General features: G+C 63.6%; 29 protein-coding genes. 14 read left to right on the top strand and 15 right to left on the bottom strand.

Annotated features, from left to right (window positions below; genetic code table 11):
* The first annotated feature begins 6 nt into the window (after positions 1–6).
* From F1735_RS36720 to F1735_RS23440, 5 genes are all read left to right on the top strand, one after another.
* Complete coding sequence (locus tag F1735_RS36720) at positions 7–2010, top strand: hybrid sensor histidine kinase/response regulator (RefSeq protein ID WP_167239177.1); 2004 nt, start codon at positions 7–9, stop codon at positions 2008–2010.
* 323 nt (positions 2011–2333) lie between these two features.
* Positions 2334–3188 (top strand): 4-hydroxybenzoate octaprenyltransferase, encoded by an 855-nt coding sequence (gene ubiA / locus F1735_RS23455; protein WP_167239176.1) that lies wholly within the window; start codon positions 2334–2336, stop codon positions 3186–3188.
* A gap of 106 nt (positions 3189–3294) precedes the next feature.
* Complete coding sequence (locus F1735_RS23450; RefSeq protein ID WP_167239175.1) at positions 3295–3615, top strand: DUF883 family protein; 321 nt, start codon at positions 3295–3297, stop codon at positions 3613–3615.
* A gap of 5 nt (positions 3616–3620) precedes the next feature.
* The gene (locus tag F1735_RS23445) at positions 3621–3998 is read left to right on the top strand and encodes a phage holin family protein (protein WP_167239174.1); all 378 of its coding nucleotides are present in this window, start codon (positions 3621–3623) and stop codon (positions 3996–3998) included.
* The gene (locus tag F1735_RS23440; protein ID WP_167239173.1) at positions 3991–4359 is read left to right on the top strand and encodes a hypothetical protein; all 369 of its coding nucleotides are present in this window, start codon (positions 3991–3993) and stop codon (positions 4357–4359) included. The genes F1735_RS23445 and F1735_RS23440 overlap by 8 nt, the downstream gene beginning before the upstream one ends.
* Before the next feature lie 127 nt (positions 4360–4486).
* Here the strand turns inward: F1735_RS23440 and proC are convergent, their stop codons facing one another.
* Positions 4487–5302 carry a pyrroline-5-carboxylate reductase gene (gene proC, locus F1735_RS23435; RefSeq protein ID WP_167239172.1) on the bottom strand — a complete coding sequence of 272 codons (816 nt, stop codon included), beginning with the start codon at positions 5300–5302 and terminating at the stop codon, positions 4487–4489.
* Positions 5303–5331: 29 nt separating this feature from the next.
* The gene (locus F1735_RS23430) at positions 5332–6033 is read right to left on the bottom strand and encodes a YggS family pyridoxal phosphate-dependent enzyme (protein ID WP_167239171.1); all 702 of its coding nucleotides are present in this window, start codon (positions 6031–6033) and stop codon (positions 5332–5334) included.
* 91 nt (positions 6034–6124) lie between these two features.
* On the opposite strand from F1735_RS23430, the gene F1735_RS23425 reads away from it, so the two are divergent.
* Genes F1735_RS23425 through F1735_RS23415 form a run of 3 tightly spaced genes read left to right on the top strand, consistent with a single transcriptional unit; the run spans position 6125 to position 8802 of the window.
* Positions 6125–7168, top strand: coding sequence for a type IV pilus twitching motility protein PilT (locus F1735_RS23425; RefSeq protein WP_166870447.1), 1044 nt, complete (start codon positions 6125–6127; stop codon positions 7166–7168).
* A gap of 15 nt (positions 7169–7183) precedes the next feature.
* A complete protein-coding gene (locus F1735_RS23420; protein ID WP_166870445.1) occupies positions 7184–8320 on the top strand; it encodes a PilT/PilU family type 4a pilus ATPase in 1137 nt (378 codons plus the stop codon).
* The gene (locus F1735_RS23415; RefSeq protein ID WP_167239170.1) at positions 8317–8802 is read left to right on the top strand and encodes a glutathione peroxidase; all 486 of its coding nucleotides are present in this window, start codon (positions 8317–8319) and stop codon (positions 8800–8802) included. The genes F1735_RS23420 and F1735_RS23415 overlap by 4 nt, the downstream gene beginning before the upstream one ends.
* A 68-nt stretch (positions 8803–8870) precedes the next feature.
* Here F1735_RS23415 and F1735_RS23410 read toward each other — a convergent pair whose 3' ends face one another.
* Complete coding sequence (locus F1735_RS23410) at positions 8871–9254, bottom strand: nuclear transport factor 2 family protein (RefSeq protein ID WP_167239169.1); 384 nt, start codon at positions 9252–9254, stop codon at positions 8871–8873.
* 72 nt (positions 9255–9326) lie between these two features.
* Complete coding sequence (locus F1735_RS23405; RefSeq protein ID WP_167239168.1) at positions 9327–10496, bottom strand: NADH:flavin oxidoreductase/NADH oxidase; 1170 nt, start codon at positions 10494–10496, stop codon at positions 9327–9329.
* A 106-nt stretch (positions 10497–10602) separates the two neighbouring features.
* Between F1735_RS23405 and F1735_RS23400 the strand changes: the two genes are divergently transcribed.
* Together F1735_RS23400 and F1735_RS23395 are read left to right on the top strand one after the other, a co-directional pair.
* Complete coding sequence (locus F1735_RS23400) at positions 10603–11565, top strand: LysR family transcriptional regulator (protein ID WP_167239167.1); 963 nt, start codon at positions 10603–10605, stop codon at positions 11563–11565.
* Positions 11566–11751: 186 nt separating this feature from the next.
* Complete coding sequence (locus F1735_RS23395) at positions 11752–11961, top strand: hypothetical protein (RefSeq protein ID WP_167239166.1); 210 nt, start codon at positions 11752–11754, stop codon at positions 11959–11961.
* Between the two features lie 14 nt (positions 11962–11975).
* Here the strand turns inward: F1735_RS23395 and glcF are convergent, their stop codons facing one another.
* Genes glcF through F1735_RS23380 form a run of 3 tightly spaced genes read right to left on the bottom strand, consistent with a single transcriptional unit; the run spans position 11976 to position 15753 of the window.
* The gene (gene glcF, locus F1735_RS23390; protein WP_167239165.1) at positions 11976–13202 is read right to left on the bottom strand and encodes a glycolate oxidase subunit GlcF; all 1227 of its coding nucleotides are present in this window, start codon (positions 13200–13202) and stop codon (positions 11976–11978) included.
* A complete protein-coding gene (gene glcE, locus F1735_RS23385) occupies positions 13202–14257 on the bottom strand; it encodes a glycolate oxidase subunit GlcE (protein WP_373888572.1) in 1056 nt (351 codons plus the stop codon). The genes glcF and glcE overlap by 1 nt, the downstream gene beginning before the upstream one ends.
* Positions 14258–14271: 14 nt before the next feature.
* Entirely contained in the window at positions 14272–15753 is a 1482-nt protein-coding gene (locus F1735_RS23380) for an FAD-linked oxidase C-terminal domain-containing protein (protein ID WP_167239164.1), read from the bottom strand.
* A gap of 73 nt (positions 15754–15826) precedes the next feature.
* Between F1735_RS23380 and F1735_RS23375 the strand changes: the two genes are divergently transcribed.
* The 3 genes from F1735_RS23375 to F1735_RS23365 are packed head-to-tail and all read left to right on the top strand — an operon-like array spanning position 15827 to position 17673.
* Positions 15827–16381 carry a cob(I)yrinic acid a,c-diamide adenosyltransferase gene (locus tag F1735_RS23375; RefSeq protein ID WP_167239163.1) on the top strand — a complete coding sequence of 185 codons (555 nt, stop codon included), beginning with the start codon at positions 15827–15829 and terminating at the stop codon, positions 16379–16381.
* A gap of 5 nt (positions 16382–16386) precedes the next feature.
* The gene (locus tag F1735_RS23370; RefSeq protein WP_167239162.1) at positions 16387–16749 is read left to right on the top strand and encodes a YfeK family protein; all 363 of its coding nucleotides are present in this window, start codon (positions 16387–16389) and stop codon (positions 16747–16749) included.
* Positions 16750–17673, top strand: coding sequence for a hypothetical protein (locus tag F1735_RS23365; protein ID WP_167239161.1), 924 nt, complete (start codon positions 16750–16752; stop codon positions 17671–17673). It abuts the gene before it with no gap.
* Positions 17674–17719: 46 nt separating this feature from the next.
* On the opposite strand, the gene F1735_RS23360 is transcribed toward F1735_RS23365, so the two are convergent.
* The 3 genes from F1735_RS23360 to F1735_RS23350 are packed head-to-tail and all read right to left on the bottom strand — an operon-like array spanning position 17720 to position 20613.
* Positions 17720–18655 (bottom strand): alpha/beta hydrolase, encoded by a 936-nt coding sequence (locus F1735_RS23360; RefSeq protein ID WP_167239160.1) that lies wholly within the window; start codon positions 18653–18655, stop codon positions 17720–17722.
* Positions 18652–19536 (bottom strand): alpha/beta fold hydrolase, encoded by an 885-nt coding sequence (locus tag F1735_RS23355; protein ID WP_167239159.1) that lies wholly within the window; start codon positions 19534–19536, stop codon positions 18652–18654. The genes F1735_RS23360 and F1735_RS23355 overlap by 4 nt, the downstream gene beginning before the upstream one ends.
* Positions 19537–19557: 21 nt before the next feature.
* Positions 19558–20613: a sugar phosphate isomerase/epimerase family protein gene (locus F1735_RS23350; RefSeq protein WP_167239158.1), complete on the bottom strand. Its 1056-nt coding sequence runs from the start codon at positions 20611–20613 to the stop codon at positions 19558–19560.
* 130 nt (positions 20614–20743) lie between these two features.
* Here F1735_RS23350 and F1735_RS23345 point away from each other — a divergent pair, with 130 nt between their 5' ends.
* Complete coding sequence (locus F1735_RS23345) at positions 20744–21343, top strand: TetR/AcrR family transcriptional regulator (RefSeq protein ID WP_167239157.1); 600 nt, start codon at positions 20744–20746, stop codon at positions 21341–21343.
* Positions 21344–21410: 67 nt separating this feature from the next.
* Here F1735_RS23345 and F1735_RS23340 read toward each other — a convergent pair whose 3' ends face one another.
* The 5 genes from F1735_RS23340 to F1735_RS23320 all read right to left on the bottom strand — a co-directional run bounded on the left by F1735_RS23340 (position 21411) and on the right by F1735_RS23320 (position 25486).
* Positions 21411–22181, bottom strand: coding sequence for a hypothetical protein (locus F1735_RS23340; protein WP_167239156.1), 771 nt, complete (start codon positions 22179–22181; stop codon positions 21411–21413).
* Between the two features lie 2 nt (positions 22182–22183).
* A complete protein-coding gene (locus F1735_RS23335; protein ID WP_167226205.1) occupies positions 22184–22384 on the bottom strand; it encodes a hypothetical protein in 201 nt (66 codons plus the stop codon).
* An 85-nt stretch (positions 22385–22469) separates the two neighbouring features.
* Entirely contained in the window at positions 22470–24338 is a 1869-nt protein-coding gene (dxs, locus tag F1735_RS23330) for a 1-deoxy-D-xylulose-5-phosphate synthase (protein ID WP_167239155.1), read from the bottom strand.
* The gene (locus tag F1735_RS23325; RefSeq protein WP_167239154.1) at positions 24339–25229 is read right to left on the bottom strand and encodes a polyprenyl synthetase family protein; all 891 of its coding nucleotides are present in this window, start codon (positions 25227–25229) and stop codon (positions 24339–24341) included.
* Positions 25226–25486: an exodeoxyribonuclease VII small subunit gene (locus F1735_RS23320; RefSeq protein ID WP_166892634.1), complete on the bottom strand. Its 261-nt coding sequence runs from the start codon at positions 25484–25486 to the stop codon at positions 25226–25228. Before F1735_RS23320 ends, F1735_RS23325 begins: the two co-directional genes overlap by 4 nt.
* Positions 25487–25789 lie beyond the last annotated feature (303 nt).

The raw sequence follows: 25789 nt of genomic DNA, 5'->3' as shown, positions 1-25789 counted from the left end.
GACGCGGTGAACTACAAGCTCATCTTTCTCATTGTTGCGGATCTGCATGCGCAGGTCCCTGAGGCGCTCGCGCAGGCGCTCAAGGAACAGCAACTCGACGCTGTGCTGGCAACGCGCGCCGATGCGCTCGAGCGCATCGAGGAATTGATCGGCCAGGGCCAGGAACCATCGGTCGTCCTGGTGGGGCCGGGCATCGGCAATCCGGCCTCGCTCGCGCGCCGGATTCGCGCCGTCTGGCCGATCGGGCAGATGCTCTTCGTGCCCGCCAGGGAGCAGTTCGAAGCGACCCAACAGGCATTGCGCTATGTACCCACGCTGGGGCCGAACTGGTCCCTGGTGGCGCTGGACGATCCACGCCTGGGCGAGAAATTGCTGCGCGCGGCGCAGGCAAGCCGCCAGCGGGCGCGGCTGCGCACCACCCTGGACCGGGCCAATGTCCGGCTGGCGGCGCCGAAAGCGGTCGATAACGTGGCCTATCGCCAGTCGCTGATCTCGGAGCGCTATCTGGCCAGCTTGCTGCAGCACTCGTCGGATGCGATTTTCTCGCTCGGGCCACGCGACCATGTGCTGTATTGGAGTACCGGGGCGGAGCGGCTGTTCCAGTGCTACCCACGGCACAACCAGGCCGCTGCCGAACTGCCTTTTTGGTCAGCCATGCTCGCTGCGCTGCTCGATCGTATCCACGCCGGCGCGGCGCCATTGAAAGCCGCATTGAGCGCCGTCATCGATGGCCAGAGCTTGCACCTGGAAGTGTCGATGGCGCGGGTGGAGGATGAACACCGTCATTTCCTCGGCACATCGATTTGCGCGCGCGATGTGTCCGACGCGGTGCGCGCCATCGAAACGGAACGCGCGGCGCGGCTCGATGCCGAACGCCTCAGTCGCCTCAAGGACGAGTTCCTGGCGCTGCTGTCGCATGAACTGCGTACGCCGCTCAGCGTCGTCATCGGTCGTACCCAGCTCCTGCGCATCCAGCACAGCAATTCGCCCGACCTGCAATTTTCTCTGGAAGTTATCGAACGCAACGCCAGGCTGCAGGCCAAGCTGATCGAGGACTTGCTGGACGTGTCCGCGATCGTCGCCGGCAAGCTTACCCTGGACTTGCACGCGATCCCGCTGGTTGACCTGCTGCGCGCTGCGACCGATTCGGTGCGGGCCATGACCGACGCCAGGCAGCTCAAGCTGGTAACACAGTGCGCGCTGGGCGGGGTGACGATTCGCGCCGACGTACACCGCGTACAACAGATTCTCTACAACATCCTCAGCAATGCCATCAAGTTCACCCCCGAAGGCGGCTCGGTATTCGTTCGCGCCTCGGTCGTTTCGGAGCAGCGCGCGCAAATCGTGATCGAAGATACCGGCTGCGGCATCGGCGCCGAATTCCTGCCGCATGTATTCGACAAATTCGGACAGGAAGATGCCTCGCTCACGCGCCGTCACGGCGGCTTGGGAATCGGCCTGTCGATCGCGAAGCAGCTTACCGAATTGCATTCAGGGAGCATCGGGGTAAGCAGCCCCGGGCGTGGGCTGGGCACCAGCTTTACGCTCACTTTTCCCATTGATTCCGTGGACGAGGGCATGGGCCCAGGCCGCCTGCGTGCCGTCATGCCGGCGGCGCAATCGGGCATGCTTGCGCAGCGCCGCATTCTGTTGGTGGAAGACGTGGCCGACACGCGCGCCTTGGTCACGGACGTGCTCGGCGCGCACGGCGCCTATGTACTGGCCGCCCCATCGGCGCTGGTCGCGCTTGCGTTGCTCGACAGCGAGGCCCCGGAGCTGCTTGTCAGCGATATCGGGATGCCGGAAATGGATGGCTACCAGCTGATCGCCGAGATCCGGCGGCGTGGCTATTCAAGCACCGCCCTGCCGGCCGTGGCCCTGACCGCGTTCGCCGGCGCGGAAGACCGCCAGCGGGCCTTCGACGCCGGTTTCCAGGCGCATGTGGCCAAGCCGTATATCGTGGCCGAACTGGTATCCACCCTGGTGGCGATGCTAAGTAAGTGCGCATAAATTCTTGTCATTTCTAGCTTCCATAAGCGGTGCCTTGCTGCGTTGCCCACCGCTAGCAGTGTTCGCACTGCGTCGCGGCGTGCGCCTTGCCAGGCATCCGCTTCTGTTCGCTACAAATGACAATAATTTCTGCACACTTACTTAGCGCAGCACGACGGGGCGGTTCGCTGAGCTGGCGCACCAGCGCAGCGGCGCCCGACGCAGCGGCGCCCGACGCAGCGGCGCCCGATATCCTCGTCAAAAACGGCGCGGCCGCACGCCCCGCTGTCCAAACACAGTAAAATCCCAGCCTCGCCCACGACAGTCGCGCCCGCGACCCGACCATGAACAAGCTGTCGCTGTACTTCCGCCTGATCCGCCTGGACAAGCCGATCGGCATCCTGCTGCTACTCTGGCCTACCCTGATCGCCCTGTGGATTGCCGCGCGCGGCAAGCCCGACCCGGCCGTCGTCCTCATTTTCTGCCTCGGCACGGTCCTGATGCGCTCGGCCGGCTGCGCCATCAACGACTACGCCGACCGCGATTTCGACAAGCACGTCAAGCGCACCGCCGAACGCCCCCTCACCAGCGGACGCATCAAAAGCTGGGAAGCGCTGGCCGTAGCCGCCGTCCTGTCGATCGCCTCCTTCCTGCTGATCCTGCCGCTCAACACCCTCACCAAGCAGCTCTCGGTGGCGGCGCTGATCGTCGCCGGCAGCTATCCGTACTTCAAACGCTTCTTTTCCATTCCCCAGGCCTACCTGGGCATCGCCTTCGGCTTCGGCATTCCGATGGGCTTTGCCGCCGTGCAGAACCAGGTGCCGGCCGTGGCCTGGTGGCTGCTGCTGGCCAACGTGTTCTGGGCCGTGGCCTACGACACCGAATACGCCATGGTCGACCGCGACGACGACCTGAAAATCGGCATCCGCACCGCGGCCATCACCTTTGGCCGCTTCGACGTGGCCGCCGTCATGCTGTGCTACGGCGCCGCGCTGGCCATCATCCTGGTGTGCGGCTGGCTCGAAGGCTTGCGCGCATGGTTCGTCGGCGGCGTTGCCGTGGCCGCCGCAGTGGCGCTTTATCACTACACTTTGATCCGCGGACGCGAACGCATGGCTTGTTTTGCCGCGTTTCGGCACAACAATTGCTTGGGTGCGGCCCTTTTTGCCGGTGTGGCGTTAGACTACGCTTTCAGCTGATGTTGTTCCGATAACACGGAAAGTCAACGTTGCCAGCGTGTAATATGCAATCCAGCGCGCCGGGCAGACCGGGCTTTCCTATCAATTCACTTACGAGGTAACAAAAATGATCGAATCCATCCCAACCAAGCCAGGCGCACGCGACCAGTTGATGAACGACCTGAAATCCGTGATCCAGGATGCCGAACAGTGGCTGCGCCACGGCAGCCAGTTGACCGGCGACGAGCTGCAAGCGGCCAAGGCCAAGTTCGAGCGCACCATCACGACCGCCAAGGCGGACCTGATTCGCCTGGAAGAAGCGGTGGTCGAGAAAACCAAGATCGCAGCCAGGGCGACCGACGACTACGTGCAGGAAAACCCATGGAAAGCGGTCGGGATCGGCGCGGCGGCAGGCGTCCTCATCGGCATGCTGATTTCGCGCAGGTAAGGCGCATGGCGATCGTCGAATCGGTGGGGCGGATCGGGGCGACCCTGATCGCCATGGTGCAAACGCGGCTGGAACTGGCCGCGATCGAGGTGCAGGAGGAGCTCCAGCGCTTCCTTGGGTATGTCGTGCTGGCGCTGGCGTCGCTGATCCTGTTCGGCGTCGCCCTGTTACTGGTGGTGCTGCTGGTGGTGGTGATCTTTTGGGACAGCTACCGCCTGGAAGCCATCGGCGCCCTGGCAGCGCTGTTCGGCGTTGCGGGTGCGATGGTTGCGCTGCAGGTCAAGCGCAGCTTTGACGCCCGTCCGCGCCTGCTGGGAGCGACCGTGGCTGAACTGAACAAGGATGTCAATTTCGTCAGGAATGCGGGGCACTTTGATGAGTAACGCGCCGATGGGTAACACGCCGATGGGTAACACGCCGATGGGTAACACGCCGATCAGTAACGACAAGCGGTCGCTGGCCGACCGGCGCGAAGCGCTGATTGTACAGTGTTCGATGCAGCGCCGGGACGCCGCGCGCGAGTTCGGCGCGCTGATCTCGCCGTTGACGCATCCGGTCAGCGGGATCGGCAAGATGCTCGGTGGCGGTGGCGGCGGGATGAAGCTGCCGCTGGGGATCGTCGGTACGGTGGCCGGACTGGTCATGGCCAAGTCGGGCAAGATACTACCGATGCTGACCGTGGGCCTGTCGCTGATCAAGGCTGTGCGCAGCGTGATGGGGCTGGTGCGCAAGAAGCGCAGCTAACGCCCATCCTTTGAAGTAACATTACTCGGTCGTTCCGGCCGCTATCCGCGTCGTTCCCGCCAAGGGGGCCGCCAAGGCCGGGAACGACGCGGTAGAGGTAGTAAGAACAGCTGTGTCGGGGTAGCGTTCAATCTGCCCCCAACTCATCCCCCAGCTCCCTGCCCCGCGCCGCCGCCGCCTTGATCGCGGCAACCACCTTCTCTTTCACGCCGCTCGCTTCCATGCTGCTCAAGGCCGCATAGGTCGTGCCGCCCTTCGAGGTCACGCGTTCGCGCAACAGCGACACCGCCTCATCGGACTGCGCCGCCAATTGCGCCGCACCAAGGAACGTGGCCAGCGCCAGCTGCTTGCCCTGTTCGGCCGACAGCCCCATCTCTTCGGCCGCCTGCTGCATCGCTTCGATAAAGTAAAACACATACGCCGGTCCGCTGCCCGACACCGCCGTCACAGGATCGATCATGTCTTCGCCATCGAGCCACACGGTCTGGCCCACGGCACGCATGATGTCGTCGGCCGCCGTCCTCTGCGCCGCGCTCACCCCCGCCATGGCCACCATGCCGGTGATGCCCAGGCCGATCAGCGCCGGCGTGTTCGGCATGGTGCGCACGATCGCGCCGTACCCACCGAGCCAGCGCGACAAGTCGGCTGCGCGAATCCCGGCCGCGATCGACAGGATCAAGGGCACGCCCGTCAAATGCGGCAGCAGCGCCGCCGCCACCTCGCGCATCTGCTGTGGTTTGACCGCCAGCACGATCGCATCGCACGCGGCCAGTGCGCCGTCGATCGCGGCGCTGGTGCTCACGCCGTGCTGCGCGTTCAGGCGCGCCAGCGCGTCGGCATTCGGATCGACCACGTGAATATCGGCCCCCGCCGCCAGCTTGCCCGCCAGGCCGGCGATCAGCGCCGACGCCATGTTCCCACCACCGATAAACGCAATCTTCATAGCCACCCTCATTGTTATCCGCACTGCGGTTATTCGTATTTGCGCGAGCCGAAAATCGCACTGCCCACGCGCACGATGGTCGCGCCTTCCGCCACCGCCGCGCCAAGATCGGCCGACATCCCCATCGACAGGGTATCGAGCGCCATCCCGTCCGCGCGCAAGCGCTCGTACAGCACGCGCAAGGTGCGAAACGCGGCGCGCTGCTGCTCGAGCTGCACTTGCGCTTCCGGGATCGCCATCAGTCCGCGCAGGCGCAAGTGTGGCAGTTGCGCCACTGCGCGCGCCAATTCAGGCAATGCTTCCGGCGTGACACCACTCTTGCTAGCCTCACCACTGATGTTAACTTGCAGACAAATATTCAAGGGCGCCAATTGCGGCGGGCGTTGTTCCGATAAACGCTGCGCTATCTTGAGCCGTTCGACGGTATGCACCCACGCGAAGATTGCTGCGATCGGGCGCGTCTTGTTACTCTGTATGGGGCCGATGAAGTGCCACTCCATCGGCGCGGCCGGCAAGGCGTGCGAAACGGCGGCAATTTTATCTAATGCTTCTTGCAAGTAATTCTCTCCGAACGCATACTGCCCGGCGGCAGCGGCTTCAAGTACGGCCTCGGCAGGAAAAGTCTTGGAAACGGCGAGCAATTGCACGGCGTTCCGGGGGCGGCCTGCGGCGTCGGCCGCAGCAACAATACTCGCATCGACAGCTTGCAAGTTCTGGACGATTGTGGACATAATCATTTTCGGCGGGCAATTCAATGCAGGTCGGTCGTTGCGAAATGCGCACACTATCGGCATGCGCCCATTCACGGCACAGGGATTATAAATGGACATCTCCGAATTACTCGCATTCTCCGTCAAGAACAAGGCATCCGACTTGCACCTCTCATCCGGCCTGCCGCCGATGATCCGCGTGCATGGCGACGTTCGCCGCATCAATCTGCCGCCGCTGGAGCACAAGGATGTGCATGGCATGATCTATGACATCATGAATGACGGCCAGCGCAAGCAGTACGAAGAAATGCTCGAGTGCGATTTCTCGTTTGCGATTCCGGGCCTGGCGCGCTTTCGCGTCAACGCCTTCAATCAGGAGCGCGGCGCGTCGGCGGTACTGCGGACCATTCCATCGAAGATCCTGAGCCTGGAAGACCTGAACGCCCCGCGCATTTTCGCCGACCTGGCGATGCGTCCGCGCGGCCTGGTGCTGGTCACCGGCCCGACCGGTTCGGGCAAGTCGACCACGCTGGCGGCGATGGTCAACCACCTCAACGAAAACGAGTATGGCCACATCCTGACCATTGAAGACCCGATCGAATTCGTACACGACTCGAAGAAGTGCCTGATCAACCAGCGCGAAGTCGGCCCGCACACGCTCTCGTTCAACAACGCGCTGCGCTCGGCGCTGCGCGAAGATCCCGACTGCATCCTGGTGGGCGAGTTGCGCGACCTGGAAACCATCCGCCTGGCCCTGTCGGCCGCCGAAACGGGCCACCTTGTGTTCGGCACCTTGCACACCTCCTCGGCCGCCAAGACCATCGACCGTATTGTCGACGTGTTCCCGTCCGAAGAAAAAGAGATGGTCCGCGCGATGCTGTCCGAATCGCTGCAGGCGGTCGTCTCGCAAACCCTGCTCAAGACAAAAGATGGCTCGGGCCGCGTGGCCGCGCACGAAATCATGATCGGCACGCCGGCGATCCGCAACCTGATCCGCGAAGCGAAGATCGCGCAGATGTACTCCGCGATCCAGACCGGCAGTTCGGTCGGCATGCAAACGCTGGACCAGAACCTGACCGACCTGGTTCGCCGCAACGTCATTTCCGGCGCTGCTGCGCGTTCGGCCGCCAAAACGCCGGAAAACTTCCCCGGCTAATTTTTAGGATATTTAATGGAACGCGACCAGGCCTCAAAATTCATGTTCGATCTGCTGCGTCTGATGACCAGCAAGAACGGCTCGGACTTGTTCATCACCGCCGGCTTTCCGCCGGCGATCAAGATCGACGGCAAGATCACCCCGGTGTCGTCCCAGCCGCTCACGCCGGCCCACACCGCCGACCTGGCGCGCTCGATCATGAGCGACAAGCAGACCGCCGGCTTCGAGCTGACCAAGGAAGCGAACTTCGCGATCAGCCCGGGCGACCTGGGACGGTTCCGGGTGTCGACCTTCATCCAGATGAGTTCTGTAGGCATGGTCCTGCGGACCATCACCACCGCCATTCCGCGCCTGGAAGACCTGGGCCTGCCCGAAGTCCTGAAAGACATCGTGATGACCAAGCGTGGCCTGGTGATCATGGTCGGCGCGACCGGTTCGGGTAAATCGACGACCATGGCCGCGATGGTCGGGCACCGCAACGAAAACAGCTACGGCCATATCATCACGATCGAAGATCCGGTCGAATACGTCCACCCGCACAAGAACTGCGTGATCACGCAGCGCGAAGTGGGCGTGGACACTGATTCGTTCGAAATCGCGCTGAAAAACTCGCTGCGCCAGGCGCCGGACGTGATCCAGATCGGCGAGATCCGCGACCGCGAAACGATGGAACACGCGATCGCCTTCGCCGAAACCGGTCACCTGTGCATGGCCACCCTGCACGCCAACAGCGCCAACCAGGCGCTCGACCGGATCATCAACTTCTTCCCCGAAGAGCGCCGCCAGCAGCTGCTGATGGACTTGTCGCTGAACTTGAAGGGCATGGTATCGCAGCGCCTGATTCCGATGAAGGAAGCCAAGGGCCGCTGCGTGGCGATCGAGATCATGCTCAACTCCCCGCTCATTTCGGACCTGATTTTCAAGGGCGATGTGCATGAGATCAAAGAGATCATGAAGAAGTCGCGCGAACTGGGCATGCAGACCTTCGACCAGGCGCTGTTCGACCTGCACGAAGCCGACAAGATCACCTACGAAGACGCGCTGCGCAACGCCGACTCGGTCAATGACCTGCGCCTGAACATCAAGTTGAACGGCAAGGAAGCGAAGAACCGCGACCTGTCGGCCGGTACCGAGCACCTGGGCATCGTGTGACGGGGGCGCTCGATTTCAAGGCTGCCGATATCTCGGGCACGCCGCTGGACCTGGCCATGTACAAGGGCCAGGTGGTGCTGGTCGTGAACACGGCCAGCGAATGCGGCTTCACCAAGCAGTACAAGGGCCTGGAGGCCGTGTACCGGCAATTCCGCGACAAGGGCGTGACGGTGCTCGGTTTTCCGTGCAATCAGTTCGGCGGACAGGAACCGGGCAGCGAAAGCGACATCGGCGCCTTCTGCGAAAAGAATTTCGGGGTGACGTTTCCGCTGTTTGCCAAGGTTGACGTGAATGGCGAGAATGCGCATCCCTTGTTCCGGCACCTGAAGAAAGCGGCGCCCGGTTTGCTGGGCACCGAGCGCATCAAGTGGAACTTCACCAAGTTCCTGATCGGGAAAGACGGCAGCGTCGTCAAGCGCTACGCGCCGGCGACCAAGCCGGAAGAGCTGGTGGCCGATATCGAGACGCTGCTGGCGAAGTAGCGCGCCTTGCCACGCCGTGTTGGCAAGAACGCGAAACGCATGACGTTATCACTGCCTGCGCGTCGTTCTCAGGGGGCGACGTGCGTGTGGTAGATCTTGCTCACGACCGTCCACTGGCCCCCGACCTTCAGCAGGTTGAAGAAGTCGGTGAAGCAGTAGCCCGAGACATCGTTGGTGTCGATGCGCGCGCTGGCGGCGGTGCCCACGATGTCGACCTTGACGATCGCCCCCTGTGCTTCAGGAGACGGGTGGAAGGCGTTGTCGATGCCGTCGAACAGGCCCTGGATCGGGCCGCCAGTCAGCTTGCCGTCGCCATCGACGCTAAACATCGTTGCCTGCTCGCTGAACGCGGGCTTCATGATGCTGCTCTTTGCCTGTTTGCAGCCTTCCTTGTACTTGTTCAGCACGTCGACGATGGCTTGATAATCTTGCACGTAGGTAGGTTTGTTCATGTTTTCACTCCGGGTTGTTCATGCAATCATGCGGGTCATGGTAAAAACCGGCCGCCTCGGCCGGCATCGCGTTCAATCCTTGCGGCCATCCGCAGCCGCGCCCTCCGTCGGCGCCCATGGTCCCAACTGGACCAGCTTGCTTGCGCGCTGGTCGAGCCACCAGCCGGCCTGCACATTCCAGCTGGCATAGGCCGCGTCCGGGCTGACCGCCCCCAGCGTCTGCTGTGCATGCAAGGGAAAGTGTGGATCGCGCAGCGCCGCATGTCCAAGCGCGACCAGGTCGGCCTGGCCCGAGGCGATGACGGATTCGGCCTGCCACGGATCGACGATGAGGCCTACAGCCATGGTGCCGATGTTCGCTTCGCGCCGAATCTGCGCAGCGAACGGCACCTGGAAGCCATAGCCGTTGGGGTAGTCGTAGACGCCGAAGCCACCGGACGAGCAATCGATGACGTCCACGCCGACCGCCTTCAAGGCCTCGGCGAAAGCGACGCTGTCGGCGATGGTCCAGCCGCTGCCGCTGCCATCGACTGCCGACAAGCGCACGAACAATGGCTTGTCCTGCGGCCAGACCTCACGCACTGCGCGAGCGATCTGCAGCGGCAGGCGGATGCGGTTCTCGAAGCTGCCGCCGTATTCATCGCTGCGGTCGTTGGTCAGCGGTGACAGGAAAGCGTTGAGCAGGAAGCCGTGCGCGTAGTGCAGTTCGAGCACATCGAAGCCTGCCTGCAAGGCGCGGCGGGCCGAAGCGACGAAGTCCGCACGGACCTTGGCGATGCCGTTGGCATCGAGGGCGGTGGGCAGCAGCCAACCGTCAGTGACCGGGCGCGCGCTCGGCGACACCACTGGCCAGGCGTGTTCGCCGCGTGCCGCGTCAACCTCGTTCAGTGGGCCGTTACCTTCAAATGCTCGCTGGATGCTCGCTTTAGGCCCTGCATGGCCAATCTGGATGCCAGGTGTCGCGCCATAGGCCTTGGCAAACGCGGCGATGCGTGCGAGGCCCGGTATCTGGGCGTCATCCCACAGGCCCAGGTCGCCATGGCTGATCCGTCCTTCGGGCGACACGGCGGTCGCTTCGACCATCAGCAGGCCGAAGCCGCCAAGAGCGAAACGTCCGTAGTGGATGGTGTGGTAATCGCTGACGTAACCATCTTTCGCCGTGTACTGGCACATCGGGCTGAGGGCATAGCGGTTGCGCAGGGTGACGCCGCGCAATGTCAGGGGTTCAAAGATTTTGCTCATGGTTCTTTTCTCGAAAGATGGCTTGCCTGGCCGGATTGATTTGCTTGATGTGACCAGTATGCGGATCGGCGATAATGACGTGAATAGTCATAGATAGAGATACAGCATGAACAAAAAGGTCATAATCGAGCCTTCAGGCCGCGTGGAAGGCGCACTCCCTGCGCCGCCGCTGCATCTTCCTGGTCTGCTGACCTTTGAGGCTGCCGCCAGGCATTTGAACTTCGCTCGCGCCGCCGCGGAAATGGGCGTCACGCCGACTGCGGTATCGCGCACGATCAAAAACGTCGAAGCACAATTGCATGTGCGGCTGTTCAACCGCACCACACGCAGTGTCAGCCTGACCGAGGCGGGCGCCTCATTGAACGCGGCATTGGCGCCGCCGCTGGCCTTGATCAGAAACTCCTTGTCGCAAGCCTTGCTCGCGACTGATCAACCGTCGGGCATGTTGCGCGTCAGTTCATCCTACGTTGCCTACCATATCTTGATCGAGCCGCACATCGCGTCGTTCCTGGAACAATTCCCGCTGATTAATGTCGAAATATCACTCGACAATCAACTGAGCGATATCGTCGGTGCCGGTTTCGATATCGGCATACGCATGGGGAGGAAACTGCAAAATGACATGATTTCCGTACAGCTGGGAGCCGTACAAAAAAGGATTGTGGTGGCGGCGCCGGAGTACTTCCGCGAGCGCAGTGAACCACAAACGATGGCGGAACTGCTCAAGCACAACTGCATACGCCAGCGCTTTTGTGCTGGGGGCAGATTGTATGACTGGACGTTCGAAGATCGCGGCCAGAAGGTGCAGATCGATGTGCAAGGACGTTTCATTTTTGACGAAATGCGCGCCGTGATGGAGGCTGCGATACGAGGCCACGGCATCGCTTTCATCCTCGAAGAGTTCGCGAAACAAGAGCTGTCGGACGGCGTGTTGAGGCACATATTGAAGCAGCACTGGGCACTGGACGACGCTTTTCATCTCTACTATCCGCATCGCGAGCACATGCCCGGAAAGCTGCGTGCGTTCGTCGATTTCATGCGCACCGCCAATCAAACGGCAAGCTCCTGATTGAATGGCGCCTGTCACCGCCCCCATCCCGATCGACATTCAGAAATCAGATATCGATCATCAAATAATGTGCTTACACAATTCACGATGTGAATGACATCCATTCGAATTTGAAATTGGAGTTATATGTTGCATTGCCGCATAATGCCTGCACACCAAATCAAGACACAACGAAAAAGGATCGATATGAACATCGTGAAAAACATGGAAGCCGTCGTCATCGCCGCAGTTGCACTGACCTTTGTCACCGCCATGGCTTCGGCCGAAGCACCACGCGCCCGCAGCGCAGCACAAACCGCGCCGGCAGCGGCCGTCAAAGCCGACAGCGAGATGACCACCATCGTCGTCACCGGCAAGCGCCTCACGGCTGCACAAAAAGCCGACCTGGCCGCGTAAGAATTACGTAAACATCAGGCCAGCGCCTGATCGATCAACTCGATCCAGTGCGCGACCGGCGTTTCCGTACCCGACTGGAGATGTGTCTGGCAGCCGACATTGGCCGACACAATGACTTCCGGATCGGTGGCCAGCAAACCGGCCAGCTTGCGGTCGCGTAGTTGCGTCGCCAGCACAGGCTGCAGCACCGAATAGGTGCCGGCCGAACCGCAGCACAGATGACTGTCCGCGCACAGCGTGACGTCGACGCCGGCGGCACGCAACACCCCTTCCACCTTGCCCCGTATCTGCTGCCCGTGCTGCAGGGTGCAAGGCGGATGGAACGCCACCCGCTTCGCCACTTTCCCTTTCAGCTTCGCTCCCAGTTCGGCCTCGAACTGCGGCATGATTTCGCTCAGGTCGCGCGTGAGCATGGCGATGCGCGCCGCCTTGGCGGCATACGCGCTGTCGTGCGCCAGCAGGTGCCCGTATTCCTTCACCGTGACCCCGCAGCCGGACGCCGTCATCACGATCGCCTCGATCTGTCCGCGCTCGACCAGCGGCCACCAGGCGTCGATATTGCGGCGCATGTCATCGAGGCCGCCATCCTGGTCGTTCAGGTGGTAGCGCAGCGCGCCGCAGCAGCCGGCCTTGGGCGCGACCAGCAACTGCACCCCAAAAACATCGAGCACGCGCGCCGTGGCCGCGTTGATATCGGGCGCCATGGTGCTTTGCACGCAGCCTTGCAGCACCAGCATCTTGCGCCCATGTTCGCGCGTCGGCCAACGACCGGCGCCGCGCGTCCTGGGCAGCTTGTCCTGCAAGGCCGGCGAGAGCAATGGCCGGAACAACTGGCCCGCCTTGAACGCCGGCCTGAAAATCCATGTGCGCGGCAGCGCTTCTTTCAGCACCGCGCGCTTGATGCGTTCGGCGAGCGGACGCCGGACGCGCTCTTCGACCACGCGGCGGCCGATGTCGGCCAGCCGTCCGTAACGCACGCCCGAGGGACAGGTCGTCTCGCAGTTGCGGCAGGTCAGGCAGCGGTCCAGGTGGGTCTGGGTCTTGGCGGTGACCGGCGCGCCTTCGAGCACCTGCTTGATCAGGTAGATGCGTCCGCGCGGGCCATCGAGTTCGTCGCCCAGCAACTGGTAGGTGGGACAGGTGGCGGTGCAAAAGCCGCAATGCACGCAGGCGCGCAGGATCGCTTCGGCTTCGTCGCCGTCCGGCGTGCCCTTGATGAAATCGGCGAGATTGGTTTGCATCAGTACATCCGTCCGCGATTGAAAACCTGCGACGGATCGAAGGCCGCCTTCAGGCGTTGATGAATCCTGGCCACGCCGGGCGCCAGCGGCTGGAACACACCCACGCCCTTGTCGCCGCCACGGAACAGGGTGGCGTGGCCGCCCACCGCCGTCACCGCGCGCCGGATATTTTGCGCATGCGCCGCGTCGGCATCGACCTTGAGCCAGCGCTGCGCGCCGCCCCACTCGATCAGCTGTGCGCCGCGCAGGATGATGGCGCCGGTGGTTGACGGCACCGACAGGCGCCACAGGCTCCCCGGTCCGTCGAAGTAGGCGTGCCGCTGCTCGCGCAGCGCGGCCCAGAAGGCGCGGCCGTCGTCCACCGGCTCGCCACCGAGCGTGCGCGCTGCGGCGTCAACCGCCGCCTGTGCGCCCGACAGGCGCAAGGTCAGCACGCCGGCGTGCCAGCAACTGGCCGAGATCGGCAACGGCAGGCCGGCCCATTCGTTCAGGCGGCGCAGGGCCTCGATTTCGTCCATCGCAAAGCGCAAGCTGGTGTCGCACAGCGCGCGCGGCAGCACCTTGATGGAATGCTGCAGCATCAGCCCCAGCGTGCCCATGGAACCGGCCAGCAGGCGCGATACGTCATAGCCGGCCACGTTTTTCATGACCTGGCCGCCGAAGGTGAGCACCTCGCCCTTGCCATCCATGAGGACCGCGCCCAGCACGAAGTCGCGCAATGCGCCGCTGCTGGCGCGGCGCGGGCCGGACAGGCCGCTGGCCACCACGCCGCCGATGGTGGCGCTTGTGCCGAAGTGCGGCGGCTCGAAGGCCAGCATCTGATTGCGCTCGGCCAGCGCCGCCTCGATCTCGGCCAGCGGCGTGCCGCAACGCGCGGTGATGACCAGTTCCGTCGGCTCGTAGTCGACGATGCCGCTGTGAGCGCGCGTGTCGAGGATCTCGCCTTCCGTATTTTGTCCGTACCAGTCCTTGCTGCCGCCGCCGCGAATGCGGAGCAGGCGTCCATCGCTTGCCGCCGCCAGCACCTGCTCCCTGAATCGTTCGATTTGCGGCACCTTGTCTTCCATCGTCAAAAACGCGGCAGGCCGGCGAACGGCAGCACGCCGCCCGACACGCGCATCTTGCCGAATTCGGCGCAGCGGTTCAGGGTGGGAATGGCCTTGTCGGGATTGAGCAGGTGCTGGGCGTCGAAGGCGCGCTTGACGGCGAAGAAGGCATCGAGTTCGGCGCGCGTGAACTGGATGCACATCGAATTGATCTTCTCCTTGCCCACGCCATGCTCGCCGGTGATGGTGCCGCCCACTGCCACGCACAGCGCCAGGATATCGGCCCCGAAGGCTTCGGCGCGGTCGAATTCGCCGGGCTGGTTGGCGTCGAACAGGATGAGGGGATGCAGGTTGCCGTCGCCGGCGTGGAACACGTTGGCGCAGCGCAGGCCGTAAGTGAGCTCCATCTGCGCGATCCCGGTCAGCACCTGCGCCAGGTTCTTGCGCGGGATGGTGCCGTCCATGCAGTAGTAGTCGGGCGAGATGCGGCCGGCCGCCGGAAAGGCGTTCTTGCGGCCCGACCAGAAGCGCAGGCGTTCGGCCTCGCTCTGCGAGACGGCAATCGCGCTGGCGCCAGCGGCCTGCAGCACCGCCGACATGCGTTCGATTTCCTCGTCCACTTCCAGCTGGGTGCCATCGGCTTCGCACAGCAGGATCGCGGCGGCGTCGGTGTCGTAGCCGGCGCGCACGAACGGTTCGACCATGCGCGAGGAAGTCTGGTCCATCATTTCCAGCCCCGCCGGGATGATGCCGGCGGCGATCACGCTGGCCACCGCGTTACCGCCCGTGACGACCTTGTCGAACGAGGCCATGATCACGCGCGCCGTGGCCGGCCTGGGAATGAGCCGGACCGTCACTTCGGTGACGATGCCCAGCATGCCCTCGGAGCCGATGAACACGGCCAGCAGGTCCAGGCCCGGCGCGTCGAGCGCTTCGCCGCCAAGTTCGATGATGTCGCCATCGATGGTGGCCACGCGCACGCGCAGCACGTTATGCACGGTGAGTCCGTATTTGAGGCAATGCACGCCACCGGAATTTTCGGCCACGTTGCCGGCGATGGTGCAGGCGATCTGCGAGGATGGATCGGGCGCGTAATACAAGCCGTGCGGCGCGGCCGCGTCCGAAATGGCCAGGTTGCGCACGCCCGGCTGCACCACCGCCAGGCGCGCGTAAGGCTCCATGCGCACGATGCGGTTCATGCGCGCGGTCGAGAGCACCACGCCGTCGGCCATCGGCAGCGCCCCGCCCGACAAGCCGGTGCCGGCGCCGCGCGGCACGATCGGCACGTTCAGCTCGCGGCACACGTTCAAGATCGCCAGCACCTGTTCCTCGTCGTCGGGCAAGGTGACGATCATCGGCAACTGGCGGTAGGCGGCCAGGCCATCGCACTCGTAGGGGCGGGTGTCTTCGGGGTCGGACAGCACGCAGCGTTCCGGCAGCACCGCCAATAGCGCCTGGGCGACCTGCTGGCGGCGTTGGGGATCGATGGGAAGGGAGGCGGACATGTCTTGATTGTATGCGTAAACGGCGCTTTTGTCGTATGCTGGCTCATTATGATTCAGCTACGGGAAAACAATCATGGGCAACCGACTTTCTAAAATCGCCACCCGCACCGGCGACAACGGCACCACCGGCCTCGGTGACGGCAGCCGCACCGAAAAAGACAGCGTGCGCGTACACACCCTGGGCGAAGTCGACGAACTCAATTCCTTCGTCGGCCTGCTGCTGTGCGAAGACATGCCGGCCGGGCTGCGCGAAGAGCTGGTCTCGATCCAGCACGACCTGTTCGACCTGGGCGGCGAGATCTGCATCCCCGGCTACACCCTGATCACCGACGAGCATGTGGCGCGACTGGACGACCTGCTCGAAAAATACAATGCCGACCTGCCGCCGCTGAAAGACTTCATCCTGCCCGCCGGCTCGCGCGCGGCCTCGATTGCGCACGTGTGCCGGACGGTGTGCCGGCGCGCCGAGCGCAGCATCGTCACGCTCGGTAAAACCGAGACCATCAACGAGCATCCGCGCCAGTACGTGAACCGGCTGTCGGACCTGATGTTCGTGCTCTCGCGCGTGTTGAACCGCTTTGCCGGCGGCAGCGACGTGCTGTGGCAGCATGAGCGCAAGCGAGGATGATTGCCATGAAAAAGATATTCATCGCGACATTGGCCGCGTCACTGTGGAGCGCCGGCAGCGTGTTTGCCGCAGCGCCGGACGTCACCCGCACCGAAGTCACGCGCCTGCTCGACGCGGTCGAAAAGTCGCAGTGCCAGTTCAACCGCAACGGCAGCTGGCATGACGCCAAGGAGGCGCGCGCCCACCTGCAAAAGAAGTACGACTACCTGGAGAAGAAGAAGCTGGTGACCAGCACCGAAAGCTTCATCGAACGCGGCGCCTCGACCAGCAGCATGAGCGGCGACCCGTATCAGATCCGCTGCCCCGGCACGCCGGCGGTGACCAGCGCCGCCTGGCTCAAGGCCGAACTGGCGCGCCAGCGCAAGTAAGTGGGCCAGCATAAGCGCTCGCCCGCGCTGGGTATCCGCTGGCAACCAGGGATCGGCCACGATCCGCAAGCGCTTGCGCGCATGGCGACGACGGCGGATAAACCCGCAAAAGTCATGGGCGAGGCGTGGTTCATGGGCGACGAGCGCGCCATGTTCGACTATCTGGGCGCCACGCCGCTCGACGATCTGTCGGACGAACAGATCGAAAAGGTATTGTGGGAGATCGCCAGCGGCACGCGCAGCTTCGGCCACATGGATGAATGGGATGACTGGTTCGCTTACCTGCTGCCCCGGCTGGTCGCGCTGAAGCAGGCGCCGTCGCAACGTCACATCATCGAACTGCTGGCGACAGGTTTTTTCATCCTGCACCCGGAGCGGGACGACGATACCGATTACGCCGACGCCCTGCAAACACTGGGACAGGTCGTCATGGGTCCGTCGCGCTGGGTGGACGGCCGGCTGAACCTCGATCACGTGCTCGACGGCCCGCCCGCCGGGCCCTCGGAGGCGTGGGGCTGGTGGAACGTCGGCGGCGACCTGTCGGTGTCGCTGTTCTTCTGCCTGAAGTACCTTCATCCGGAACACATCAAGGCGTGGGTCGAGTCGGTCTTCGCAATCGGCGACCCGCACTGGCGCGCGCAGATACTGGTGTGGCTGGGCGCGACGCGAGAGCTCTGGGATGGCGGCAGCGCCTTCCCGTCCGGCCTGGAAAGTCAGCCACCGGACGCGCGCTGGGCCGAATCGTATCTGATCGACGACAAGCTTGCCGCCGCCTTCATCTGCGAGAAAAACCGGAGCGCGTTCAAGGACGCACTGCGGCCAGTGCTGGCGCTGCACCTGGACGACTGGCTCGCATCGATCGCGCAGGTCGATTATCTGGAGATGGAAGCAGTGCCTTACATGGTCGGCCTGCACGATCTCTGAACACCTGGCGGCGCCATCATAAAATGAAGTTCGCGACAAGCGATAGCTAGAGCCGCAGCGCCTGGCGCAAGCCGGCTGCGGCCGCATCGAACAACTGGCGCGCCGCCGGCGTCAAGCCGAGCATGTGCATGCAACCGTGGATCATGCCCTCGAGCGTGATACACGAGGCATCGACCGACGCGCCCCGCAATCGCTGCGCGTACGCCACGCCCTCATCACGCAAGGGATCGAATTCGCACACCATGACCGTGGCCGGCGGCAGCCCGTGCAGCGATTGCGCGCGTAGCGGCGCCGCGTAGTCCGAGTCCGCATCGCTTTTCTCGCCCAGATAGGTGGACCAGCAAAAGCGCATTGTCTCGAGCGTCAGCGAGTAACCCTCGGCGAACTCGCCGCAGGACGCGCTTGAGAGCCGGTCGTCCAGCGCCGGATACATGAGCAACTGGTGCGCAATCGCCGGTCCGCTGCGCTCGCGCGCCAGGAGCGCCGCCCCAGCGGCCAGGTTCGCTCCCGCGCTATCGCCACCCACAGCAATGCGCGCGGGATCGATCCCGAGTATGACGGCATGCTCCGTGGTCCACACGAGCGCCGCATAGACGTCTTCCAGCGGCGTCGGGAACGGATGTTCAGGCGCCAGGCGGTAGTCCACCGACAGCACCATGCAGCCGGTCGCATTGGCGAGGGCGCGGCACGGATTGTCGTACAGGTCCACGGAACACAGGCACCAGCCGCCGCCATGGGCGAACACGATGGCCGGGCGCGCGCCGCTTGCAGGCGCATTGACCGGCAGGTAGACCCGCAGCGCGACCGGGCTGCCTGCGGCGCCCGGAATCTCGTAGTCGCTCACCGACGCTACCGGCTCCGGCGCCCCGTGCAAGCGGCGCAGGTCAAGGTCGGTCGCGGCGCGGATGGCGGCCAGCGAATCGGGTGCGGCGCCGGCGCCGCCCTGCGCCAGGTAGACGGCGATGTTCGGATCGAGGCTCATTGCGGCGCCCCCTCTGCAAGGAACGGCAGCAGATGGAGCAAGAACTGCTCGGGATTTTCTTCCATCACAAAGTGGCCGCAGTCGGCAAGCACGGCGCCGCGCAGATCGGGAGCATGATCGCGCATCGTATCCTGCGGCGCGTTTTTGGTGGCGTGTTCGGCGCCGATTGCCAGCACAGGCATGGCCAGTTTTTTTGTGGCGCGCAGCGTGTTCTGGCGAATCGTCTCGGGAATCGCGCGGTAATAGGCAAAGCCGGCGCGCATGGCGCCCGGGCTGGCGTAGGCGTCGGCGTAGACCTCGACCGCGACCCGCTCGCGCCGGTACGACCATTTGTCGAACATGAAGCGAATGTACTCGCGCTCCTTGCCGGCGATCAGAAACTCCGGCAGGTCGAGCACCTGATTGAACATGAAGTGCCACAAGAACCGGTTGTCGGCCGGCGCCACGAAGATCGGCGGTGCCGCTGCCAGACCCGGGATCACCGCTTCGGTCACCGCCAGCTTCGCCACCGCAGCCGGATAGTCGCTCGCCAGCGCATACGCGACCCACATGCCGATGTCGTGGCCGACCACATCATAACGCGCGTGGCCCAGTTGCTGCATGCATTGATGCAGGATGCGCGCTACCGAACCGGTGTCGTAGCCATCCGCTGGACGGTCGGACAGGCCGGTCCCCGGGGGATCGACGGCAATCGCCTGGAAACCTGCTTCCGCCAGCGCCATCATCACATGACGACACGCGTACCAGGTCTGTGGCCAGCCGGGAATGAGCAGCACCGGCTTGCCGGCGCCGGCGCTGACCAGATGCAGGCGTTGCCCGTCTACCTGGAGGTAAGTGTGGTCCATATCCGCAGCGCTGGCGTGGTGGGTGGGAGTCGTCATTGTTGTTCCTTATATTGTGTATCAAGCGATGCCAAGCAGTTGTTTCAGTTGCGCCGCGTCGACCGGCACGCCGGCGAAGTCGTCGAACACCTTGTCGGTGACCTCGATGATGTGGCGATTGACGAAGTCGACCCCTTCACGCGCGCCCTGGTCGGGGTGCTTCAGGCAGCATTCCCATTCCACGGTGGCCCAGCCGGCGTAATCGTATTGGGTCAGCTTCGAGAAAATCGCCTTGAAGTCGACCTGGCCGTCGCCCAGCGAACGGAATCGGCCGGCGCGGTTTTCCCAGGATTGATAACCGCCGTAGATGCCCTGGCGCCCGCTCGGATTGAACTCGGCATCCTTGACGTGGAACATGCGAATGTGGTCTTTGTAGATATCCAGGTAATCCAGGTAATTCAACTGCTGCAGCACGAAGTGACTGGGGTCGAACAGGATCGCGCAACGCCGGTGGCCACCCACGCGCTCGTGGAACATCTCGAAGGTGACGCCGTCGTGCAGGTCTTCGCTCGGATGGATTTCGTAGCACAGGTTCACGCCGTTCTCGTCGCAGGCATCGAGGATCGGCAGCCAGCGGCGTGCCAGTTCGTCGAACGCGGTTTCGATCAGCCCGGGCGGACGTTGAGGAAAAGGGAATAAATACGGCCAGGCCAGGGCACCGGAAAAGGTGCCCATCTCGGTCAGGCCGAGACGGCGCGAGGCACGTGCCGCCAGCAGCAGGCGTTCGCGCGCCCATGCAGTGCGCGCTGCCGGATTGCCGCGCACCTGCGGCGGCGCAAAACCGTCGCACAGTACGTCGTAGGCCGGATGCACCGCCAGCAGTTGGCCGAAGATGTGCGTGGTCAGTTCGCTGATGACGAGGCCGTGTTCGGCCAGCATGCCGCGCACCTGGTCGCAGTAGGCCTGGCTTTCCGCCGCCAGTTTCACATCGAACAAGCGCTCGTCCCAGGCCGGCAGCTGGACCGCCTTGTAGCCCAGTTGCGCCGCCCAGGCGGCAATCGAAGGCAAGTCGTTGAAAGGCGCGGCCACGTCGCTGAACTGCGCCAGGTGAATACTTGGGCCTTGAATGGTTTTCATCGGTTTTCCTATTCTTTGTTGATTGACAAAGAATAGGGCATGGCGCCGTTTGGGTCAAGGGGATTTTTACGCCGGGCCCGCGCGCCGAGGCGGTATACTGGTCGGCTGATGAATCAGGCGGGAGCGGTAAATGGCGGGAAGGCCGAGGGAATTTGACCGCGATCTGGCGCTGGTCAAAGCCAGGGATGCGTTTTGGGAGCGTGGTTACGAGGGTGTGTCGATGGCCGACCTGGTCCAGGTGATGGGCATTGCGTCAGCCAGGATTTATGCCGCCTTCGGGTCCAAGGAAAACCTGTTTCGCGAAGCGATTGCGCTGTACGAGGCCGATGAAGGCGGGTTTGCGGAGCGCGCCCTGGCAGGGCCAGCGCCGGCGCGCGCCGCGATCGAGACCATGCTGCGCGACGCGGTGCTGGCGTACACCCGTGCGGGCGCGCCGCAAGGTTGCATGGTGGTGTCGGCGGCGACCAATTACAGCAGCGGGAACGATGCCATTAACGCCTGGCTGGCCGGGCATAGACGGGCGCGCACCGATTCCATCATCGAGCGGCTGCGCCGTGCCGCGCAGGAGGGGGAACTGAAGGCGGACGCCGACGTCGCCGCGCTCGGCGATTGTTACGCTGTCCTGTTGCATGGCATATCGGTGCAGGCCCGCGATGGCATCGGCGGCGCGCGCCTGCTGGCGATGATCGCGCCGGCGATGCGGGCGCTGGACGACGCGCTGGCCGAGTAGCCTGCCGGCGCAGTGTTCCGCTCCGCTGCGCGTGCCGTCAAAAGGAAGGGACCGGTCCCCGCGATGACTATATCGCCGGGTCGGCGCCCTCCTCGGCGGTCAGTTTTACGTACTGCACGTTGAGCGTAACGGTTTCGCTGTAGCGCAGCACGAACGAGTCGCCATCGACTTCGTAAAACCGGCCCGATTCCGATCCATCGTCGGCATCGGCGCCGTTTTTGTCGGCGGCGATCGGACGGCGCGAGACGCCTTGCAGCACCAGGCGATCGAGCTGGCCGTCGGCGTCGACGAAAAATTCGCTCAACACCCCCACATACAACACCGCTTCCTTTGCCATCTCGACGATGGCGGAAATGACGATGAAGTCGGGCGCCTCTTCCTCGGTAAAATCGGCGCCGGTCAGCAGGTAGTACCACGGGGCGTCGTGGAACCTGAACACGGAACCCCAGGGCGCGGATGAACGGTCCAGCCGAAACCTGGAAATGGTGGCGCGCACCATGGTCGGGACCAGAAACGAGGCCACAAACAGGCTGCCGAAGTAGGTCGCCACCCAGGCAAAATTCGCCGCGACGGCTACGGTGGCGTCCGCCTGGCTGAGCGGCGCGGCAGAAAGCAACCTCATCAGCACGAGCGGCTGAAACCGTTGGCTGAAAACGATGTCGGACAAGGCCAGCCAGAGGAGATGGGCAACAAACGACCACAGCACGGCTTCAGCGACGATTTGACCGAATGGAGAAAAATCCAGGGAGGTCCGCTCCGCCCGTTTCAGGCGGGTGCGAAAGATAAAGCCGGGCAGAAGAAGGAGGAAAGCGATCAGTGCAGGAAGAGCAATATTCATCCCTAGGCGGCTTTTGCCTTCGGTACAAACACGGCCTTCACTGTTGCCGCTGATGTTCCGCGACGAATCTGGAACTGTCCGGTAACAGGCTGATCTGTAGAAACAGCGCTGGAGCGCTTGGTCACCAGGAAGCGACGCAACTCGTCGCGCGCTTTGGGATCGGCAAGTAGCTCGTTGGCAAGGGGGCTTTTAAGCGCTTTCATGGGCCTACTATGCCATAAACAGGAGGCAAACGCATTAACTTGAAGCACGCGAAGTCCTTTCCACCACTGGCGGAAAGGACAACACTCAGGTGTTATTGACCACCAGGCGCGGCTCGGCGGGGCCGAAGCGCTGGCGGATCGAGGCGGCGATGCCCTTGGCGTCGAGGCCCACACTGGCCAGCAATGCTGCCGGGTCGCCATGGTCGATGAATTTGTCGGGCAGGCCGAGGATCAGCAGCGGCTTTTGAATACCTTCGGCCGCCAATGCTTCGGCCACGGCCGAACCGGCGCCACCCATGATCGCGCCCTCTTCCACCGTCACCAGGTAGTCGTGGTCCTGCGCCAGTTGCTTGACCAGTTCCACGTCGAGCGGCTTGATGAAGCGCATATTGGCTACCGTCGCGTTCAACTCCTCGCCGGCCACCACACTGCGCGCCACCATCGAGCCGAACGCCATGATCGCCACGCTGGCGCCCTGGCGCTTGATCTCGCCCTTGCCGATCGGGAGCGTGGTGAGCTCCTTTTCGATCACCGCGCCGATGCCGGCGCCACGCGGATAACGCACCGCCGCCGGGCCCTTGTACTGGTAACCGGTGCTGAGCATCTGGCGGCATTCGTTTTCGTCCGAGGCGGCCATGACCACCATGTTCGGAATGCAGCGCAGGTAGGACACGTCGTAGTTGCCGGCATGGGTGGCGCCATCGGCGCCCACCAGGCCAGCGCGGTCGAGCGCGAACAGCACGTCCAGGTTTTGCAGCGCCACGTCGTGGATCAACTGGTCGTAGGCGCGCTGCAAGAAGGTCGAGTAGATCGCCACCACCGGCTTGAGGCCTTCGGTCGCCAGGCCGCCGGCAAAGGTCACCGAGTGCTGTTCGGCGATGCCGACGTCGAAATAGCGGTCCGGGAACAGCTCTTCGAAGCGCACCATGCCCGAGCCTTCGCGCATGGCCGGCGTGATGCCGACCAGGCGCTTGTCGGCGGCGGCCATGTCGCACAGCCAGTTGCCGAACACTTCGGTGTAGGTGGTCTTGCCGGCCTTGGCCGGCAAGATGCCTTCGGTCGGATTGAACTTGCCCGGCCCGTGGTACAGCACCGGGTCGGCTTCGGCCAGCTTGTAGCCCTGCCCTTTGCGCGTGACCACGTGCAGGAATTGCGGGCCCTTGAGCTTCTTGATGTTTTCCAGGGTCGGAATCAGCGAATCGAGGTCGTGGCCATCGATCGGGCCGATGTAGTTAAAGCCGAATTCCTCGAACATCGTGGCCGGAACCACCATGCCCTTGGCGTGTTCTTCGAAGCGCTTGGCCAGTTCCAGCACGGGACCGGGCAGCACCGACTTGCCGACGTTCTTGGCGGCCGCGTAGAACTGGCCGGACATCAAACGCGCCAGGTAGCGATTGAGTGCGCCCACCGGCGGCGAGATCGACATGTCGTTGTCGTTCAGGACCACCAGCAGGTTGATGTCTTCCTGCACGCCGGCGTTATTGAGCGCCTCGAAGGCCATCCCGGCGGTCATGGAACCGTCCCCGATGACGGCGATCGCGTGCCGGTTCTCGCCCTTGATCTTGGCCGCCTGCGCCATGCCCAGCGCGGCCGAAATCGAGGTCGACGAGTGGGCCGTGCCGAAGGTGTCGTATTCGCTTTCGTCGCGGCGCGGGAAGCCGGAAATGCCGTTCAACTGGCGCAGGCTGTGCATCTGCCCGCGCCGGCCGGTGAGGATCTTGTGCGAGTAGGTCTGGTGGCCCACGTCCCACACGATGCGGTCGTGCGGCGTGTTGAACACGTAGTGCAGCGCAATCGTCAGCTCCACCGTGCCCAGGTTGGACGAGAGGTGACCGCCGGTCTTGGACACCGAATCGAGCAGGAAGTGACGCAGTTCGTGCGCCAGCGGCGTCAGTTGGGCGCGCGCCAGCTTGCGCAGTTCAGCCGGTTCGTTGATTGTCTCTAGCAAGTTCATTTACGCTTTCCGCTGCACGATCAGGTCCGCCAACTGGCGCAGCCGATCTGCTTTATCACCAAACGGCGCGAGCGCGTCATGCGCATCGTTCCGCAATTTTTCTGCCAAGACCCTGGATGGTTCCAGGCCCAAAATCGATACATAGGTCGGCTTGTTGGCCGCCGCGTCCTTGCCCGCGGTCTTGCCCAGGGTGGCCGAATCGGCGGTCGCATCGAGCACGTCGTCGACCACCTGGAAGGCCAGCCCGATCGCCCTGGCGTAGGCGTCGAGCGCGCGCATCTGGTCGGGACCGACATCGGCGCCGGCCAGCGCGCCCAGCACCACCGAGGCGCGCAGCAAGGCGCCGGTCTTGAGCTGGTGCATCTGTTCGAGCTGTTCCAGGGTGAGGCTGATGCCGACGCTGTCGAGGTCAATCGCCTGGCCGCCGCACATGCCGCTTGACCCAGCCGCGTGCGCGAGCAGGCGCAGCATCGCGACCTGGCGCGTGGCCGGAATGTCCATGCCTTCGGCCAGCGCCAGAAACGCTTGCGACTGCAAGGCGTCGCCGACCAGCAGCGCGGTCGCTTCGTCGTAGGCCACATGCACGGTCGGCTTGCCCCGGCGCAGGTCGTCGTCGTCCATGCACGGCATGTCGTCATGCACCAGCGAGTAAGCGTGGATCATTTCGACCGCGGCGGCGGCGCGCGCCAGTGCGTGCGCATCGGCGCCGAACAGCGCGCCGCTGGCAAACACCAGCAGCGGGCGCACCCGCTTGCCGCCGCCGAGCACCGTGTAGCGCATCGCTTCATGCAGCTTGTGCGGAACGAGCTCGGCCGGCGGCAGCAAGGCGCCCAGCGCCTCTTCGGCGCGCGCCTGCACGGTTTTCATCCACTCGTCGAAAGGGCCGCTCATTGCATGCCCTCGCCGGCGCCATCGGCCGCGAAGGGCTTGAGCATGTCGCCCTCGAGCACCTTGACCTGGGACTCGACTTTTTCGAGCTGGGCGGCGCAGTAGCGCACCAGCTCCGAGCCGCGCGCGTACGCCGCCACCGAGGCCTCCAGCGGCAACTGGCCAGCTTCCATCTGGCTCACCAGCTGGGCCAGTTCGGCCATGGCCTGTTCGAACGATTCCGGCGCCGCTGCCGGTTCCACTGATAATTTCTTTGCCATAGTTACTTTATGTGAGTCCGCGGCATGCAACTTGTGCGCGGCGCGCCAGTCTAATCGCTTATTCTAGAACAATCCATCCTAACGGGTGGCGATTCGGCATTTTATCGTATTGAGGCTGTATCGATGAAAACCATGTTTTTCCCTCAACATTTACTTCCCTCCACACCACATTCGCGCCAGGGCGATTGCATGAAGGATCAGATTGGTAGGCCTAAGACCTTGGCAAGATAGTCGGCGCTCCAGGCTGCCTTCATGCGCTTGGTAGCGATCCCGAGCTTAGCCGTCTTCTCGTTCTTCAGCAGG

The sequence above is a fragment of the Massilia genomosp. 1 genome (genome assembly GCF_011682185.1).
Lineage (GTDB): Bacteria > Pseudomonadota > Gammaproteobacteria > Burkholderiales > Burkholderiaceae_D > Telluria_A > Telluria_A rubra.
This window is presented reverse-complemented; position numbering and strand designations above follow the sequence as displayed.